This window comes from Aeromicrobium senzhongii (genome assembly GCF_014334735.1).
GTDB lineage: Bacteria > Actinomycetota > Actinomycetes > Propionibacteriales > Nocardioidaceae > Aeromicrobium > Aeromicrobium senzhongii.
Map to the genome: position 1 here is coordinate 3,120,061 of NZ_CP060587.1, position 14,723 is coordinate 3,134,783.

The 14,723-nt window shown below is 69.8% G+C and carries 15 protein-coding genes; 6 read left to right on the forward strand and 9 right to left on the reverse strand.

Annotated elements, in window-relative coordinates; all coding sequences use genetic code 11:
• Window positions 1-99: 99 nt before the first annotated feature.
• Window positions 100-1,260 (reverse strand): NAD(P)/FAD-dependent oxidoreductase, encoded by a 1,161-nt coding sequence (locus tag H9L21_RS15250; protein WP_230081691.1) that lies wholly within the window; start codon window positions 1,258-1,260, stop codon window positions 100-102.
• Between the two features lie 151 nt (window positions 1,261-1,411).
• On the opposite strand from H9L21_RS15250, the gene H9L21_RS15255 reads away from it, so the two are divergent.
• The 6 genes from H9L21_RS15255 (at window position 1,412) to trxA (ending at window position 9,621) form a co-directional block, all read left to right on the forward strand.
• The gene (locus tag H9L21_RS15255; protein WP_255467098.1) at window positions 1,412-2,836 is read left to right on the forward strand and encodes a CCA tRNA nucleotidyltransferase; all 1,425 of its coding nucleotides are present in this window, start codon (window positions 1,412-1,414) and stop codon (window positions 2,834-2,836) included.
• Window positions 2,837-2,880: 44 nt separating this feature from the next.
• A complete protein-coding gene (locus tag H9L21_RS15260) occupies window positions 2,881-4,935 on the forward strand; it encodes a DUF6049 family protein (protein WP_154597285.1) in 2,055 nt (684 codons plus the stop codon).
• Window positions 4,928-6,571, forward strand: a complete 1,644-nt coding sequence (murJ, locus tag H9L21_RS15265) for a murein biosynthesis integral membrane protein MurJ (RefSeq protein ID WP_154597284.1) — start codon at window positions 4,928-4,930, stop codon at window positions 6,569-6,571. The genes H9L21_RS15260 and murJ overlap by 8 nt, the downstream gene beginning before the upstream one ends.
• A 75-nt stretch (window positions 6,572-6,646) precedes the next feature.
• Window positions 6,647-8,218: a protein kinase family protein gene (locus H9L21_RS15270; protein ID WP_154597283.1), complete on the forward strand. Its 1,572-nt coding sequence runs from the start codon at window positions 6,647-6,649 to the stop codon at window positions 8,216-8,218.
• Between the two features lie 75 nt (window positions 8,219-8,293).
• A complete protein-coding gene (trxB, locus tag H9L21_RS15275; protein WP_154597282.1) occupies window positions 8,294-9,268 on the forward strand; it encodes a thioredoxin-disulfide reductase in 975 nt (324 codons plus the stop codon).
• Between the two features lie 26 nt (window positions 9,269-9,294).
• Window positions 9,295-9,621 carry a thioredoxin gene (gene trxA / locus H9L21_RS15280; RefSeq protein ID WP_154597281.1) on the forward strand — a complete coding sequence of 109 codons (327 nt, stop codon included), beginning with the start codon at window positions 9,295-9,297 and terminating at the stop codon, window positions 9,619-9,621.
• 72 nt (window positions 9,622-9,693) lie between these two features.
• Here the strand turns inward: trxA and H9L21_RS15285 are convergent, their stop codons facing one another.
• Genes H9L21_RS15285 through rpmH form a run of 8 tightly spaced genes read right to left on the reverse strand, consistent with a single transcriptional unit; the run spans window position 9,694 to window position 14,400 of the window.
• Window positions 9,694-10,599 (reverse strand): ParB/RepB/Spo0J family partition protein, encoded by a 906-nt coding sequence (locus H9L21_RS15285; protein WP_154597280.1) that lies wholly within the window; start codon window positions 10,597-10,599, stop codon window positions 9,694-9,696.
• A complete protein-coding gene (locus H9L21_RS15290) occupies window positions 10,596-11,540 on the reverse strand; it encodes a ParA family protein (RefSeq protein ID WP_373681482.1) in 945 nt (314 codons plus the stop codon). The genes H9L21_RS15285 and H9L21_RS15290 overlap by 4 nt, the downstream gene beginning before the upstream one ends.
• Before the next feature lie 51 nt (window positions 11,541-11,591).
• Window positions 11,592-12,203 carry a 16S rRNA (guanine(527)-N(7))-methyltransferase RsmG gene (gene rsmG / locus H9L21_RS15295; protein WP_187411624.1) on the reverse strand — a complete coding sequence of 204 codons (612 nt, stop codon included), beginning with the start codon at window positions 12,201-12,203 and terminating at the stop codon, window positions 11,592-11,594.
• Window positions 12,200-12,664 (reverse strand): Jag family protein, encoded by a 465-nt coding sequence (locus H9L21_RS15300; RefSeq protein ID WP_154597279.1) that lies wholly within the window; start codon window positions 12,662-12,664, stop codon window positions 12,200-12,202. Before H9L21_RS15300 ends, rsmG begins: the two co-directional genes overlap by 4 nt.
• Entirely contained in the window at window positions 12,657-13,673 is a 1,017-nt protein-coding gene (yidC, locus tag H9L21_RS15305; RefSeq protein ID WP_154597278.1) for a membrane protein insertase YidC, read from the reverse strand. Before yidC ends, H9L21_RS15300 begins: the two co-directional genes overlap by 8 nt.
• Window positions 13,658-13,909 carry a membrane protein insertion efficiency factor YidD gene (gene yidD / locus H9L21_RS15310; protein ID WP_308209240.1) on the reverse strand — a complete coding sequence of 84 codons (252 nt, stop codon included), beginning with the start codon at window positions 13,907-13,909 and terminating at the stop codon, window positions 13,658-13,660. Before yidD ends, yidC begins: the two co-directional genes overlap by 16 nt.
• Window positions 13,906-14,244 carry a ribonuclease P protein component gene (gene rnpA / locus H9L21_RS15315; protein WP_255467099.1) on the reverse strand — a complete coding sequence of 113 codons (339 nt, stop codon included), beginning with the start codon at window positions 14,242-14,244 and terminating at the stop codon, window positions 13,906-13,908. The genes yidD and rnpA overlap by 4 nt, the downstream gene beginning before the upstream one ends.
• Window positions 14,245-14,262: 18 nt before the next feature.
• Window positions 14,263-14,400 carry a 50S ribosomal protein L34 gene (gene rpmH, locus H9L21_RS15320; RefSeq protein ID WP_187411626.1) on the reverse strand — a complete coding sequence of 46 codons (138 nt, stop codon included), beginning with the start codon at window positions 14,398-14,400 and terminating at the stop codon, window positions 14,263-14,265.
• Window positions 14,401-14,723 lie beyond the last annotated feature (323 nt).

Sequence of the window (14,723 nt, forward strand, 5' to 3'; positions counted from 1 at the left end):
GAGAGATCTCCGGGTCGCGGGTGGGCGTGGCGGGATCTCAGTTCTCCATGTCGCCAGCCTACGAACGCCGGATCCGTCGGCGCCACCGAACGAGGGCCGTCAGATGATGTTGAGCTCGGGTCGGCCGGCATCGGCCGCGAAGCGGGAGGCGTGCAACGGCGCAACGTCGACGAACGGTCGCTTGCCGAGGTACAGGTCGCGCATGACCTCGCCCACCGCCGGACCCATGAGGAAGCCGTGCCCCGAGAATCCCGCGGCATAGAGGAAGCCGTCGACCGTCTCGGACCGGCCGATCACCGCGTTGTGGTCGGGCGTCATCTCGTACAGCCCCGCCCAGCCGGTCCGGATCCCGACGTCGGCGAGCGACGGCACACGCCGCTGCATGCAGGTGGCGAGGTCGTCCAGCCACGCCGGGTCCCGGCTCAGGTCGAAGCTCCAGGAGTCCGTCGACTCCGGCGCGCCCATCAGCAGCCCCGGCCCCTCGGCGTGGAAGTAGAAGCCCGTGGCGAAGTCGATCGTGAACGGCGTGTCCGCTCGCGCCTCGGGCACCGGCTCGGTGACGACGATCTGGCGGCGCAAGGGCTCGATGGGCAGGTCCTCGCCGACCCACGTCCCGACCTCGCGCGACCAGGCGCCGGCCGCGCACACGACCGTGTCGGTGGTGATGGTGCCTCGTGAGGTCTGCACCGCAGTGACGGCGCCGTCCTCGACCTCGATCCCGGTGACGCGCGTCCCGGTGTGGACGGTGGCGCCGGCGCGCCGGGCCGCCCGGGCGTAACCCTGGACGACGGACTCCGGGGTGCAGTGGCCGTCGCGGGGCGAGAGCAGGCCGCCGACGAGTCCCTCCGTGCTGATCAGCGGCGAGAGTCGTGCCGCTTCGGCGACGTCCACGAGGCGGGCCTGAAGTCCCAGAGCCGTCATGAGCTCGGCGTTGCGCTCGAACGCCTCCATCGTCGCGGTGTCCTGGGCGAGCAACAGGTAGCCGACCTGGTGCAGGTCGATCTCCTGGTCGAAGTCGGCGCCGAAGCGCTCGAAGGTCTCGAGACCGCGTTGGCCGAGCCGGATGTTGATCTCGTCGGAGAACAGGGCCCGCACGCCTCCGGCCGCCTTGCAGGTCGACCCCGCGCCCAGCGCGTCCCGCTCGACCAGAACGACGCGCTCGACGCCGGCGGCCGCCAGGTGGAAGGCCGTGCTCAGTCCCATGACGCCGCCACCGACGACCACGACGTCCGCCCGGGGCGGCACGGCCATGTTGCCCATCAGACCCTCCTCGCGCCGGTGCCGGATCGGGGCGCAGCTCCATCATCGAGGCGGGGACGGCGCGGGTCGAGGGTTTGGCGCCGGGGATTCTCCTCGCGAGGCTCGCCGCGCGCGACCGGCGTCGTCGCGGTGCCCGATAGACTCGACCCTTGTGGCCGAACTGACCCCGCACGAGAGAGCGCGACTCGACGAGTTGCGCCGCACCCACCCGGTGCTGACCGAGCTGGGTGCCCGTTTCGCCGAGGCCGGACACGAGATCGCCCTCGTCGGCGGGCCCGTGCGCGACGCGCTGCTGGGCCGCCGGGTCACCGACCTGGACTTCACCACCTCGGCCACGCCCGACCAGATCGAGCAGGCGGTCAAGGGCTGGGCCGAAGCCACGTGGGACGTGGGACGCGACTTCGGCACCATCGCGCTGCGCAAGGGCCACGAGACGCTCGAGATCACCACCTACCGCGCCGATGAGTACGACCCCGACTCCCGCAAGCCGGTCGTCGCCTTCGGCGACAACCTGAACGACGACCTCGCTCGGCGCGACTTCACCGTCAACGCGATGGCCGTGCGGCTGCCGGACCTGGAGTTCGTCGACGTCCACGGCGGCATCGACGACCTCGCCGACCGCACGATCCGCACCCCGATCGGCCCTGCCATCTCGTTCGGGGACGACCCGCTGCGGATGATGCGCGCCGCCCGGTTCGTGGGCCAGCTCGGCTTCATCACGGCGCCCGATGTCGCCGAGGCGATGACGGCGATGGCCGACCGCATCGAGATCGTCTCGGCCGAGCGCGTGCGCGACGAGCTGAACAAGCTGCTGCTCTCGGACCACCCGGTCGACGGCCTGCGCGTCCTGGTCGACACCGGCCTGGCCGAGCGGGTGCTGCCCGAGCTGCCGGCCCTGCAACTCGAGCGCGACGAGCACCACCGTCACAAGGACGTCTACGAGCACTCGCTGACCGTGCTCGAGCAGGCGATCGACCTCGAGCACCGCCTCGACGAGCGCCCCGACCTGACGATCCGGCTGGCGGCCCTCCTGCACGACATCGGCAAGCCCCGCACCCGGCGCTTCCAGGACGACGGCACCGTCACGTTCCACCACCACGACGTCGTCGGTGCGAAGCTGGTGCGCAAGCGGATGCGGGCGTTGCGGTACCCCAACGACATCACCGACGACGTCGCGACGCTGGTCGAGCTCCACCTGCGGTTCCACGGCTACGGCACCGGCGAGTGGACCGACTCGGCGGTGCGCCGCTACGTGCGCGACGCCGGCGACCAGCTCGAGCGTCTGCACATCCTGACCCGCGCCGACAGCACCACGCGCAACCAGCGCAAGGCGCTGCGGCTGCAGCGCACCTACGACGATCTCGAGACCCGCATCTCCCAGCTCGCCGCCCAGGAGGAGCTGCAGTCCATCCGGCCCGACCTCGACGGCAACCGGATCATGGAGGTCCTGGGCATCGGACCGGGCCGCGAGGTGGGCGAGGCGTACCGCTTCCTGCTGGACCTGCGGATGGACCGCGGACCGCTGCCCGAGGAGCAGGCGATCGAGGCGCTGCGGTCCTGGTGGGCCGCCCGCTGAGTCGTCGGGCCCGGTTCCGCGACCGCGCCCACTACGATGACGTGGTGTCGATCCGCGCGTGGCTCACTGCCGTCGTGGTCGCGGTGTCGCTGCTCGTGGGTGCCCCGACCTCCACGGCGACCGCAGACGACGCCGGATCGCTGTCCGTCCGCATCGACGGACTGAGCCCCTCACGGCTGTCCGCGGACGCCACGATCCAGATGAGCGGCATCGTCCGCAACACCGGCTCCACGCCCTGGACCTCGGTGCAGGCGTACCTGGTGATCCCGCGCAGTCCCTTCGAATCGCGTGAGCAGATCGAGACCGCGATCGAGGACGGCCGTTCGTACACCGGCGAGCGCGTCGTCGAGGCCGGCACGTTCGCCGAGGTCGGCGACCTCGCACCGGGCGCGTGGAAGCGCTTCGAGATCAAGGTCCCCGTGTCCCGGCTGGGCCTGGCCGGCCCGGGTGGCGTGTACCCGGTCGGCGTCCAGATCCTGGCCACGGACGCGGCGGGCCAGCGGTCCAATGACGCGGTCTCGCGCGCGACGACCTTCCTGCCGTGGGTCCCCGATCCCGCCCAGCCCGTGCCGGCCGGACTCGTGTGGCCGTTCACCCCGACCTGGCGGCCCGCCGAGACCGACCTCGAGCAGATCGCGATCTCGGCCGAGTCCGGCCAGCTGCGTCACTACCTCGACGCCGCCCGGGCGACCCCCCGCGAGGGCCGCACGATCGTGCTGGATCCCTCACTGCTCGATGAGCTGAACCGGGTCACCCGCCCCCAGAACCTGCCCGAGGGTGTGGACATCCCCGAGTCGCGCGGCGCCGCCGTGAAGGCGTGGATCTCCGACCTGCGTGAGCTGGCGCTGGACTCCACCACCTGGATCGTGGGCTACGCCCGCCCCGACGAGCTGGCCCTGAGCCGCTACCCCGAGAACGCCGAGACGCTGTGGAAGCGGGTCGACGAGGCGACGTCGCAGTCGCTGGTCGACTACGCACTGACCGGCTCGCGGGCCTCGTGGCCGACGATCTCGGGCACGACACTGGAGATGCTCGAGGACATCCGCAGTCGCGGAGACGGCCCGGTCCTCGTGTCCCGCGAGAGCGTGCCCGACTGGGAGCCGCGCCTCGGTTCGGTGGTCAAGCTCGAGACGCTCAACGGCCCCTTGCCGCTGCTGGTCAACGGCACCCTCCCCGACATCCCGGGCGCCGAGACCCCCGTGACCCTGCGCCAGCGCGTCCTGGCGCACGCGGCCCTGGGCACGCTCTCGCGCGAGAGCGACGCGGCGTCCCGGGCCGACGCGCTGACCATCGTCGACCCCAGCTGGAACCCCGGCGCGGGCGGCGGCGCGGTCATCGGCCAGGCCGTCACGCAGCGGGGCAGCGGTGGACTGACGCGCCCCGTGACGGCCACCGACCTGCTGCGCACCGCGCCGACCTCGTACTCGGGCCGCGTCCCCGAGGAGGTCGACACCACGTCGCTGAGCGCCAGCGTGCTCGATCGCCTGGCGACGCTCTCGGACATCGCCGACCGCTACGACGAGGTCACCGTCCCCGCCCAGCGCTCGGACCAGGCGCGCGACATCGCGAGCCTGATGTCGGTGCGGTGGCGGTCCGAACCGGCCCTGCTGGACCGTGCCGTGCGCGGCGAGACGTCGAAGCTGACGTCCGCCCTCGACGCCATCACGATCGACAGCCCGTCCACCATCACACTCTCGAGCAGCCGCGGCGGCTTCCCGCTGACCATCTCCAACGGGACGAAGCAGCCGGTGCTCGTCGGCCTGGACCTGTCCGCGGACAACCCGGCGCTGGACCTCGACGACGTCGAGCCCGTCGAGATCGACGCCGGCGAGCGCCACACCTTCACCGTCGAGGTGGACCTGGAGGACCAGACCTCCAGCACGGTCACCGCCCGCCTGTCCACCGACTCGGGCGCCACCTTCGGCACCCCGGCCGACTTCAACATCCGGTCGAGCAACGTCGGACTCATCGTGTGGGCCGCGATGGCCGCCGCCGGCCTGCTCGTCGTGGCGACGTGGGCGCGGCGCTTCCTCGGCCGTCGTCGTCGGCGCAGCGAGGCAGCCGACACCCCCGCGACCCCCGAGGACGACGATGAGTGATCCGAACCTGGCGCGGTCCAGTGCGTGGATGGCGCTGGGGACGATCGTCTCGCGCGTGACCGGGCTGTTGCGCTCCCTCGTGCTGCTGGCCGTCCTCGGCACCGCCCTGAACGGCTCGCTCTTCAACGTCGCCAACTCGATCCCGAACGCGCTGTACATCCTGGTGGCCGGCGGCATCTTCAACGTCGTCCTGGTCCCGCAACTGGTCCGCGCGATGAAGAACGACCCCGACGGTGGCGAGGCGTACGCGAACCGGATCGTCACCCTGGGCCTCATCGTCCTCGGCGTGGCCACGATCGCGCTGATGCTCGCCGTACCGCTGCTGGTGCGGGTGCTCTTCGACGCCGACCTGTTCACCGAAGGGCTCACCCGCCAACGCGAGTCCGCGCAGCTGCTCATGGTGCTGTGCATGCCGCAGGTGTTCTTCTACGGCGCGTTCGTCCTGGTCGGGCAGATCCTCAACTCGCGCCAGCGATTCGGCCCCATGATGTGGGCGCCGATCATCAACAACCTGGTGGCGCTGGGGGTGTTGGGGTCGTACGCCGTCGTCTTCGGTGTCGCGCGTCCGGGTGCCGACGACGGCTTCAGCTCGGGCGAGGCCTGGCTGCTGGGCCTGGGCTCCACCCTCGGCATCGCGGTCCAGGCCCTGGTCCTCGTGCCGTTCCTGCGCCAGGTGGGCTTCCGGTACCGCCCGCGGTTCGACTTCCGCGGGGTCGGCCTGAGCCACACCCTCAAACTCGGTGCCTGGACGCTGGCGTTCATCATCGTCAACCAGATCTCGTACTTCGTGATCGTGCGCCTGGCCTCCGGCGCCGACCTCGAAGGGCGCCAGCGCAACGTCGACAGCGCCGGCTTCGCCGTCTACGACATCGGCTTCCTGATCAGCCAAGTGCCGCACGGGGTCATCACCGTGTCGCTGGCCACCGCGATCATCCCCACGCTCGCCGCGCGCGCCGCCGAGAGGGACTTCGGCCGGATGCGCCTCGAGCTGACCCGGACGCTGCGCCTGGCCCTGATGCTCATCGCCCCGATCGCCGTCGCCGTCGCGTGCCTGGGCCTGCCGCTGGCCTCCGTCGTGGCCGGCTTCGGTGCGGCGCGCGCCAACACCGACGCGATCGGCATGACGATCTCGGCGTTCGCGCTCGCGCTGGTGATGTTCAGCCTGCACTACGTGGTCCTGCGGGGCTTCTACGCGCTCGAGGACACGCGCACCCCGTTCTTCATCCAGGTCGCCATCGCCGCGGGCAACATCGTCCTGGCCGTCCTGCTGACCACCGGAGCGGCCCCGATCGAGGTCTCCACGCGGCTTGCGCTGGCCTACGGGCTGGCCTACACGCTCGGCCTGGCGATCTCCGCCACGGTCCTGTCGCGGCGGATCGGCACGCTCGCCGATCCCGAGACGGTCCGGTTCGTCGCGCGGCTGGCCCTCGTGTGCGCGGCCGCGGCCGCCGTCATGCTGGCCGGCCGGTGGGGCTGGGGCCACTTCGTCGACAGCGGCGCGCTCTCGCCCCTCTCGGCGATGGGCGAGCTCGTGGTCGTCGGCCTGCTCGGCGCGGCCACCACGGTTCTCATGGCACGACTGCTGCGGGTCGAGGAGCTGCGGTACGTGGTCACCAGTGTGCTCCGGCGCAACTGACCCGGCGCCGACACGACCCCCGTACGATGAGGTGGGCAGCACCGCCCGTTGCGTGCCGAGGAGGACTGAGGACCGATGAGTGACCGGAGGCCCCACGTCTCCGGCGACGTTCTCGCCTCGCGGTACGAGCTCGCCGATCTGGTCAGTGAGAGCCTCGGCGCCTCGAACTGGCGCGCCGTCGACCGCATCCTGCACCGCAACGTGCGCGTCGAGATGCTGCCCGCCGACGATCCGCGCGGCGAGAACTTCCTGCAGGCGGCCCGTCGCTCGACCAGCGTGACGGACCACCGGTTCCTGCGTGTGCTGGACCTGCTGCAGGACGAGGACGGGGTCCACGTCGTCGTTCGCGAGTGGGCGAAGGCGATGCCGCTGAGCCGCGTGCTGGCCCAGTCGCCCCTGCCGAACCGGCGTGCCGCCACGGTCGTCGCCGAGGTCGCGGAGTCGATCGCACACGCCCACGACCGTGGGCTGGTGCACCGCCGGCTGACGCCGCACCAGGTCCTGCTGAAGGAGTCCGGCGCCGTCCGCATCGTCGGCCTCGGCGTCGCCACGGCGCTCGCTCCGGTGGAGCATCAGGACTCGGCCGACGACATGGAGGCCTACCGCGCCGCGGACGTGAACGCCCTGGGCAAACTGCTCTACGCCTGCCTGGTCAGCCGCTGGCCCGGGGGCCACGTCGACGGCCTGCGGGCCGCGCCCACGGTGCACGGCCACCTCCTGCGCCCGCGTCAGGTGCGTGCCGGCGTGCTGCGTGAGCTCGACGACATCTGCGACCGGATCCTCGAGCCCGCACGCCACCCGCACGACGCCCTGACGACCGCCGACGAGATCGCCCGGGTGCTCTACCAGGCGGCGGAGGGCGACGAGGACCTCTTCGACGAGCCGCTCGGGTACGACGTGACCTCGCCCGACCTGCTGCGGATGGACCCCGTCGTCGAGCCGTCCGGGCCGCCGCCTGGGCTCGAGCCGCCGCGGCGCCGGCCCAAGGCCTTCGCCCCGAAGCCGCCCACGCGTCGCGAGCGATTCGCCACGCGCATGCAGGCGATGACCCACGGTGATCGCGCCCTGATCCTGCTGGGCCTAGTCACCGCGATCGTGCTGTCCGGCGTGCTGGCGTTCCTCGTGGGCCGTGAGTCCGGACGCGAGGGCGACCCCTATGCGCAGTCCGCGCCGGATGCGCCGGTGCGCGTCCTGCCCGTCGAGCGGGTCGTCGACTTCGATCCCCAGGGCAGCGACGGTGCCGAGAGTCCCGACCAGACCGGGGCCGCCATCGACGACGACCCGAACACCGGCTGGCGCACCAGCACGTACTACGGGCGGGCCGATCTGGGCGGCCTCAAGGACGGGGTCGGGCTCATCCTGGACCTCGGCGCCGTCCGTCAGGTCGAGCAGGTGCGGTTGCGTCTGGGCGGCAGCCCGACCGACCTGTCGATCCTGACCGCGCCGGCGACGATGACCACTCTGCCCCGTTCCCTGGACGACCTGCGTGAGGTCTCCACGCTCAACGGTGCCACCGAGGACCTCTCCATCGCGATGCCCCGCGACGACCGCACCCGGTTCGTGGTGGTGTGGCTGCGCTCGCTGCCGCAGGTCGAGCCCGGGGAGTTCCGCGGCGAGATCCGCAGCGTGATCGTGCGCGGCCGATGACTGACACCGCCGTGCGGGAACATCCAGCACCTAGAATCCGTTGCACCACGTGAACCCGATCGAAAGCGTTTCTCCATGACCGACGACGTCCGTAGTCTCATCATCATCGGCTCCGGCCCTTCCGGGTACACGGCTGCCATCTATGCCGCGCGAGCCAATCTCAACCCCCTCGTCTTCGAGGGTTCCGTGACCGCCGGTGGCGCGTTGATGAACACCACCGACGTCGAGAACTTCCCGGGCTTCCCCGACGGCATCATGGGCCCGGCCCTGATGGACAACCTGCGCGCCCAGGCCGAGCGCTTCGGCGCCGAGCTCGTGGCCGACGACGTCACGTCGTGCGACCTGACCGGCGACATCAAGACCGTGCAGCTGGCCAACGGCTCGACGTACCGCGCCCACGCGGTGATCCTCGCCATGGGTTCGGGCTACCGCAAGCTCGGCATCGAGGGTGAGGACACGCTCTCGGGCCACGGCGTCAGCTGGTGCGCCACGTGTGACGGCTTCTTCTTCCGCGGCAAGGACATCGCCGTGGTCGGCGGTGGCGACTCCGCCGTCGAGGAGGCCCTGTTCCTGACGCGCTTCGCCGACAAGGTCACGCTGATCCACCGCCGCGACGAGCTGCGCGCCAGCAAGATCATGGCCGAGCGTGCCCTGGCCAACGACAAGCTCGAGTTCGCGTGGAACAGCGCCGTCGACCAGATCCACGGCGACGGCATGCTCGAGGGCGTCACCTTGCGCGACACCGAGACCGGCGAGACCCGGCGTCTCGACATCAGCGGCCTGTTCATCGCCATCGGCCACGACCCGCGCTCCGAGCTGCTCGTGGGTCAGGTCGACCTGGACGACGAGGGCTACGTCCTCACGCAGCCGGGCTCGACCGCCACGAACCTCCGCGGCGTCTTCGCGGCCGGCGACCTGGTCGACCACACCTACCGTCAGGCGATCACCGCAGCCGGCACCGGATGCCAGGCCGCCCTCGACGCCGAGCGTTTCCTCGCCGACATCGAGGCCGCCGGGTTCCCCGAGCCCGCGGTCGCCCTGACCGACTGACCATCCGCACCCACCCAAGGAGAAACATGGCTGAGATCACCGCCGTCACGGACGCCGACTTCGAGTCCACCGTCCTGAAGGCCGAAGGGCCCGTCCTCGTCGACTTCTGGGCCTCCTGGTGCGGCCCGTGCCGCCAGCTGGCCCCGATCCTCGAGGAGATCGCCGCCGAGAAGGAAGGCGCGCTGACCGTCGTCAAGATGGACGCCGACGCCAACCCCGTCACGCCGGCGCAGTACCGGGTCACCGGCCTGCCGACGATCAACCTCTACTACCAGGGCGAGCTCGTCCGCTCCATCGTGGGCGTCCGTCCCAAGTCGGCGATCCTCACCGAGATCTCGGAGTTCGTCGCCTGACACCTGCTGTCATCAACAAAGCCACTTGTCGACTTATCGACAAGTGGCTTTGTTGTTAAGTCGCTCAGTCGATTAGTCGACTTTCTGGGCGGAGGCGGGGTCCATCAGTTCAACGATGCGCTCCAGGTCGCCGATCGTCGCGAACTCGACGACGATCTTGCCCTTGGACTTGCCGAAGTCGACCTTGACCCGCGTGTCGAAACGCTCGGAGAGCCGGTGTGCCAACTCGCCCACCCTCGCCGAGGTGGGACGCGTCGACAGCTTGCGTGCCGCAGGCGTCGCGTCCTCGTCACCGAAGCGGACGATCTCCTCGAGCTGACGCACGGAGATCCCCTCAGCGACGACCCGCGAGGCCAATCTGTCCTGCAATTCCGGGTTCGGCACCGCCAGCAGAGCCCGTGCGTGACCGGCGGACAGCACGCCCGCCGCGACGCGACGCTGGACCGCCGGAGGGAGCTTCAGCAACCGGATCGTGTTGGTGATCTGCGGTCGGGACCGCCCGATGCGCTCCGAGAGCTCCTCCTGCGTGCAGCCGAAGTCCTCCAGAAGCTGCTGGTACGCCGCTGCCTCTTCCAGCGGGTTCAGTTCCGACCGGTGCAGGTTCTCCAGCAGTGCGTCACGCAGCAGGTCCTCGTCCGTCGTCTCGCGGATGACCGCGGTGATCGTCTCGAGGCCGGCCTTCTGGGTGGCGCGCCAACGCCGCTCCCCCATGATCAGCTCGTAGCGATCCGGCCCGGTCGATCGCACGACGATCGGCTGGAGCAGTCCGATCTCCTTGATCGAGTGGACGAGCTCGGACATCGCCTCCTCGTCGAAGACCTTGCGGGGCTGACGCGGGTTGGGCGAGATCTGGCCCACCGGCAGCTCGCGCAGTCGGGCACCCGCGACCTCGGTGAGGCCCGACTCCTTGGCCTGGGCCGGCGAGGTGGGGATCAGGGCGGAGAGTCCACGGCCGAGGCCGGGGCGAGGTGTGCTCATGACGATGCTCCTTGGTCGGCCGGGGCCGCGCCGCGTTGGGTGATCTCACGGGCCGCCTCCATGTAGGACAACGCTCCCGTCGAGTTCGGATCGTACGTGATGATCGTCTGCTGGTAGCCCGGCGCCTCGCTGATCCGCACCGAGCGGGGAATTGCGGTCGAGAGAACCCGATCCCCGAAGTGACCGCGCACCTCGGCCGCCACGCTCGAACTCAGGTTGGTCCGGGCGTCGTGCATGGTCAGCAGGATCGTCGACACGTCGAGATCCTGGTTGAGGTGCTGCTGGACCAGGCCGATGTTGCCGAGCAACTGGCTCAGTCCTTCCAGGGCGTAGTACTCACACTGAATCGGGATCAGCACCTCGCGCGCTGCCACCATCGCGTTGATCGTCAGCAGTCCCAGCGACGGCGGGCAGTCGATGAAGACGTAGTCGATGTCCGCTCCCGGGCCGGCCAGGTACGTGTCGATGGCCGTGCGCAGGCGACGCTCGCGCTGCTCGAGTCCGACGAGCTCGATCTCGGCGCCCGCGAGGTCGATCGTGGCTGGAACGACGCGCAATGCCGGGATGTCCGGACTTGCCTGTACGGCGTCCTCGATGGGCAGTTCGTCGAGCAGGACCTCGTACGTGCCCGGTGTTCCGGAGGCGTGCGGGATCGCCGCTGCCGTGGAGGCGTTGCCCTGCGGGTCCAGGTCGATCAACAGGACGGACAACCCGCGCGCGGCCATCGCCGCTGCCAAGTTCACCGAGGTGGTCGTCTTGCCGACGCCACCCTTCTGGTTCGCCACGACGAACACCCGGGTGTGGGACGGGCGCTCGTACCGGCCACTGCGCGCAAGGCGCTCCATGAGTTCGACGTGCTGGCTCGCTTGATCGGCGAGGGGGGTGGAGGCGGACGCCTCCACCGGCTCCTCGGCAAAGTCCGCGGCTGTCGGAATCGTCACTACGGCTCCCTGTCATGTTTCACGTGGAACGTCAGGCCGTTCCACGGATGCTCATCTGCGCTGGACTTCGACGACAGTCGTGGGAACCTCGAGTCCCCAGTCCTGCCCGTACGTCGCCACCACGATATCGCCGGCCTTCAGACGCTTGAGGGTGGCGCGCGCGGATTCGACCTCTTCTGCGGCACTGCGTCCCTTGAGCGCGAGCAGGAATCCGCCCGGCTTCACCAAGGGCATGCACCAGCGTCCCAGCTTGTCGAGGGCCGCCACCGCACGCGCGGTGACGACGTCGTACTTCTCGGAAACCTCTTCGGCGCGCGCTCGCAGCACCGTCACGTTGTCCAGGCCCAGCTCCGCGGAGGCTTCCTCAAGGAAGGTCGCTCGACGCAGGAGGGGCTCGATCAAGGTGACGTGCAGATCAGGACGCGCGATGGCCCAGACCAGGCCGGGGAGTCCAGCGCCGGCGCCGACGTCCGCGACGGTGGCGTTCTCAGGAACGCGGACCACCGGGGCGGCGCAGTTGAGCAGATGGCGGTCCCACAGTCGGTCGACTTCGCGGGGACCGATCAGACCGCGCTCGACACCGGTCGTGGCCAGGATCTCGGCATAGCGTTCGGCGAGCGGAAGACGCTCGCCGAACGCTGCCGTTTCACGTGAAACAGTCACTCGGCCGGCAGCACGACGACGTGGCGGCTCGGGCCGGCGCCGTCCGACTCGCTGCGCAGTCCCGCATCGGCGACCGCGTCATGGATGACCTTGCGCTCGAAGGGCGACATCGGATCGAGAGCGAGCGGCTCGCCGTCCGCCTTGACCTGCTCGATCGCTCCGGCAGCGACCTCGACGAGCGCGGCCTTGCGAGCGGCCCGGTGTCCGTCGACGTCCAACATCAGACGGCTGCGGTCACCGGTCTCGCGGTAGACCGCCAGCCGGGTGAGCTCCTGGAGTGCTTCGAGGACCTCGCCGTCCGGCCCGACCAGGTGACGCAGATCGCCGCCGATGATCTCGACCGCAGCGCGATCGCCGTCAACATCGATGTCGATGTCGCCGTCGAGGTCCGCGATGTCGAGGAGCTCCTCGAGGAAGTCGGCCGCGATGTCGCCTTCGCGTTCCAGATCGCTGTCACTCATCGGGATCCTCCTGGGCAGGCTTGTTCGGCTTCGGCTTCGGCTTCGCTTGCTTCGGCTGGGGAGAGCCGCTCTTCCGGCGCTGGTCGCGCGTCTGCTTCTTCGGCTGCTGGCGCTTCAGTCGCTGAGCCTCGGTCTCGGTCTCGACGGGGAGCGCCGGATCGGGCTGAACCGTCTTGCCCTTGGCCTGGTCGCGCTCCTGCTTGGCCTTGAAGGCCGGCGTGCCGGGCGCGGGGTTGTTGCGGATGACCCAGAACTGCTGGCCCATGGTCCACAGGTTCGACGTGGTCCAGTAGACCAGCACGCCGAGGGGGAACGCCACGCCCGAGACGGCGAAGACGACCGGGAGCACGTAGAGGAGGATCTTCTGCTGCTGGGCGAACGGGCCGTTGAGCGCCGACTCCGGCATGTTCTTGGCCATCAGCTGCTTCTGCGTGAAGAACTGGGTGGCGCACATCGCGATGACCATCGTCATCGCGATGATCTTGGTCTCGAGATGCTCGCTCGACATGAAGGTGTCGGCGATGCGGCCGCCGAGCCACTCGGCGTTGGCCAGGGATTCGGCCTGCGCACCGGACAGGAAGCCGCGTGCACCTTCGGCGCCGTTGCGGGACGCCTGGTCGATGACGCGGAAGAGGGCGAAGAAGATCGGCATCTGCAGCAGCAGCGGCAGGCAGGAGGAGAACGGGTTGGTGCCCGTCTCCTGGAACAGCTTCATCTGCTCCTGGGCGAAGCGCTCACGATCGTGGCCGTACTTCTTGCGCAACTCCTGCAATTGCGGCTGGATCAACTGCATGTTCCGGCTGGAGTTGATCTGCTTGACGAACAGCGGGATCAGCATGGCGCGGATCGTCAGCGTCAGGCCGACGATCGACAGGGCCCACGTCCAGCCGCCGTCCGGGTTCATGCCGATCTGCTCGAACAGCCAGTGCCACGCGAGCACGATGCCGGACGTGAAGTAGTACAGCGGCGTCATGATGGCGCCACCGATGCTGCCTAGGAAGTCGAACATGCTTCTCCTCGTTCACGGGCGCCGGACGGCACGGGATCGTACCCGCCGGCGGCCCAGGGGTGGCACCGGCCGAGGCGACGGATCGCGAGCCAGCAACCCCGCAGGGCGCCATGCGTCTCGACCGCATCCAAGGCGTATGCCGAACAGCTCGGGTAGTAACGGCACACCTGCCCGTACATCGGGCTGATGGCGAAGCGATAGGCCCGCAGCAGACTCGCCACGATCCAACGCATCATCGTCGCACCCGCGACACGGCCGTGTGCAGTGCTTGGTCCAATTGCGGTGCCAGCGCGGCGGCCGGGCGGGAGGCCGCACCGGGGAGGGCACGCACGACGACCCGAGATCCCGCGGGAACCGCGTCGATCCGGTCGCGCATGAGGTGGCGCAGGCGTCGCTTCACGAGATTGCGCTCGTGGGCACGGCCCACCTTCTTGGACACGACGAAACCGACGGACGTGACGTCCGCCGGTTCGACAGGCCCACCCACGTGAACGACGAGGTCGGGTTGAACACCCTTGCCACCACGGCGCATCGCCTGGCGGAACTCCTCACCGTCGCGCATGCGGTGCACGCGCGCCAGCACGATGAATCAGGCCGAGAGCTTGTCGCGACCCTTGCGGCGACGGGCCGCGAGGATCGAGCGACCGGCACGCGTACGCATGCGGAGGCGGAAGCCGTGCTTCTTGGCGCGGCGACGGTTGTTCGGCTGGAAAGTGCGCTTGCTCACAGGAGGTCCTTCTTACGGATCGTGACCCAACGGGGAGGGGCCACCGCTCGCCCACGACCGGAACTGTTCATGGGCACGCGGCAGACGTCGTTCGAGACGACCCCTCAACGGTACGGGGGGCGGCCTGACGTGGTCAAACCGACCCAAAGCCGCAAGTCTTATCCTGAGTGTGGGGCAGGGTCCACACGACACGCCGAACGGCCTCCACAAATGTCCGGATCCGCTTGTGACCGGTCGGCACCGGCTGCTAGCGTCACAGGATATCCACAGGCGCCGCGTCAGGGACGGCGGCAGATCGAACCGTTTCGTACACAACGTGTGGA

Excerpts from the sequence above, each read along its gene's own strand:
- trxB (WP_154597282.1), top strand. The coding sequence starts at position 8,294 with ATGACCGACGACGTCCGTAGTCTCATCATCATCGGCTCCGGCCCTTCC.
- yidD (WP_308209240.1), bottom strand. The coding sequence starts at position 13,909 with ATGATGCGTTGGATCGTGGCGAGTCTGCTGCGGGCCTATCGCTTCGCC.
- murJ (WP_154597284.1), top strand. The coding sequence starts at position 4,928 with ATGAGTGATCCGAACCTGGCGCGGTCCAGTGCGTGGATGGCGCTGGGG.
- yidC (WP_154597278.1), bottom strand. The coding sequence starts at position 13,673 with ATGTTCGACTTCCTAGGCAGCATCGGTGGCGCCATCATGACGCCGCTG.
- trxA (WP_154597281.1), top strand. The coding sequence starts at position 9,295 with ATGGCTGAGATCACCGCCGTCACGGACGCCGACTTCGAGTCCACCGTC.
- H9L21_RS15300 (WP_154597279.1), bottom strand. The coding sequence starts at position 12,664 with ATGAGTGACAGCGATCTGGAACGCGAAGGCGACATCGCGGCCGACTTC.
- H9L21_RS15270 (WP_154597283.1), top strand. The coding sequence starts at position 6,647 with ATGAGTGACCGGAGGCCCCACGTCTCCGGCGACGTTCTCGCCTCGCGG.
- H9L21_RS15285 (WP_154597280.1), bottom strand. The coding sequence starts at position 10,599 with ATGAGCACACCTCGCCCCGGCCTCGGCCGTGGACTCTCCGCCCTGATC.
- H9L21_RS15250 (WP_230081691.1), bottom strand. The coding sequence starts at position 1,260 with ATGGGCAACATGGCCGTGCCGCCCCGGGCGGACGTCGTGGTCGTCGGT.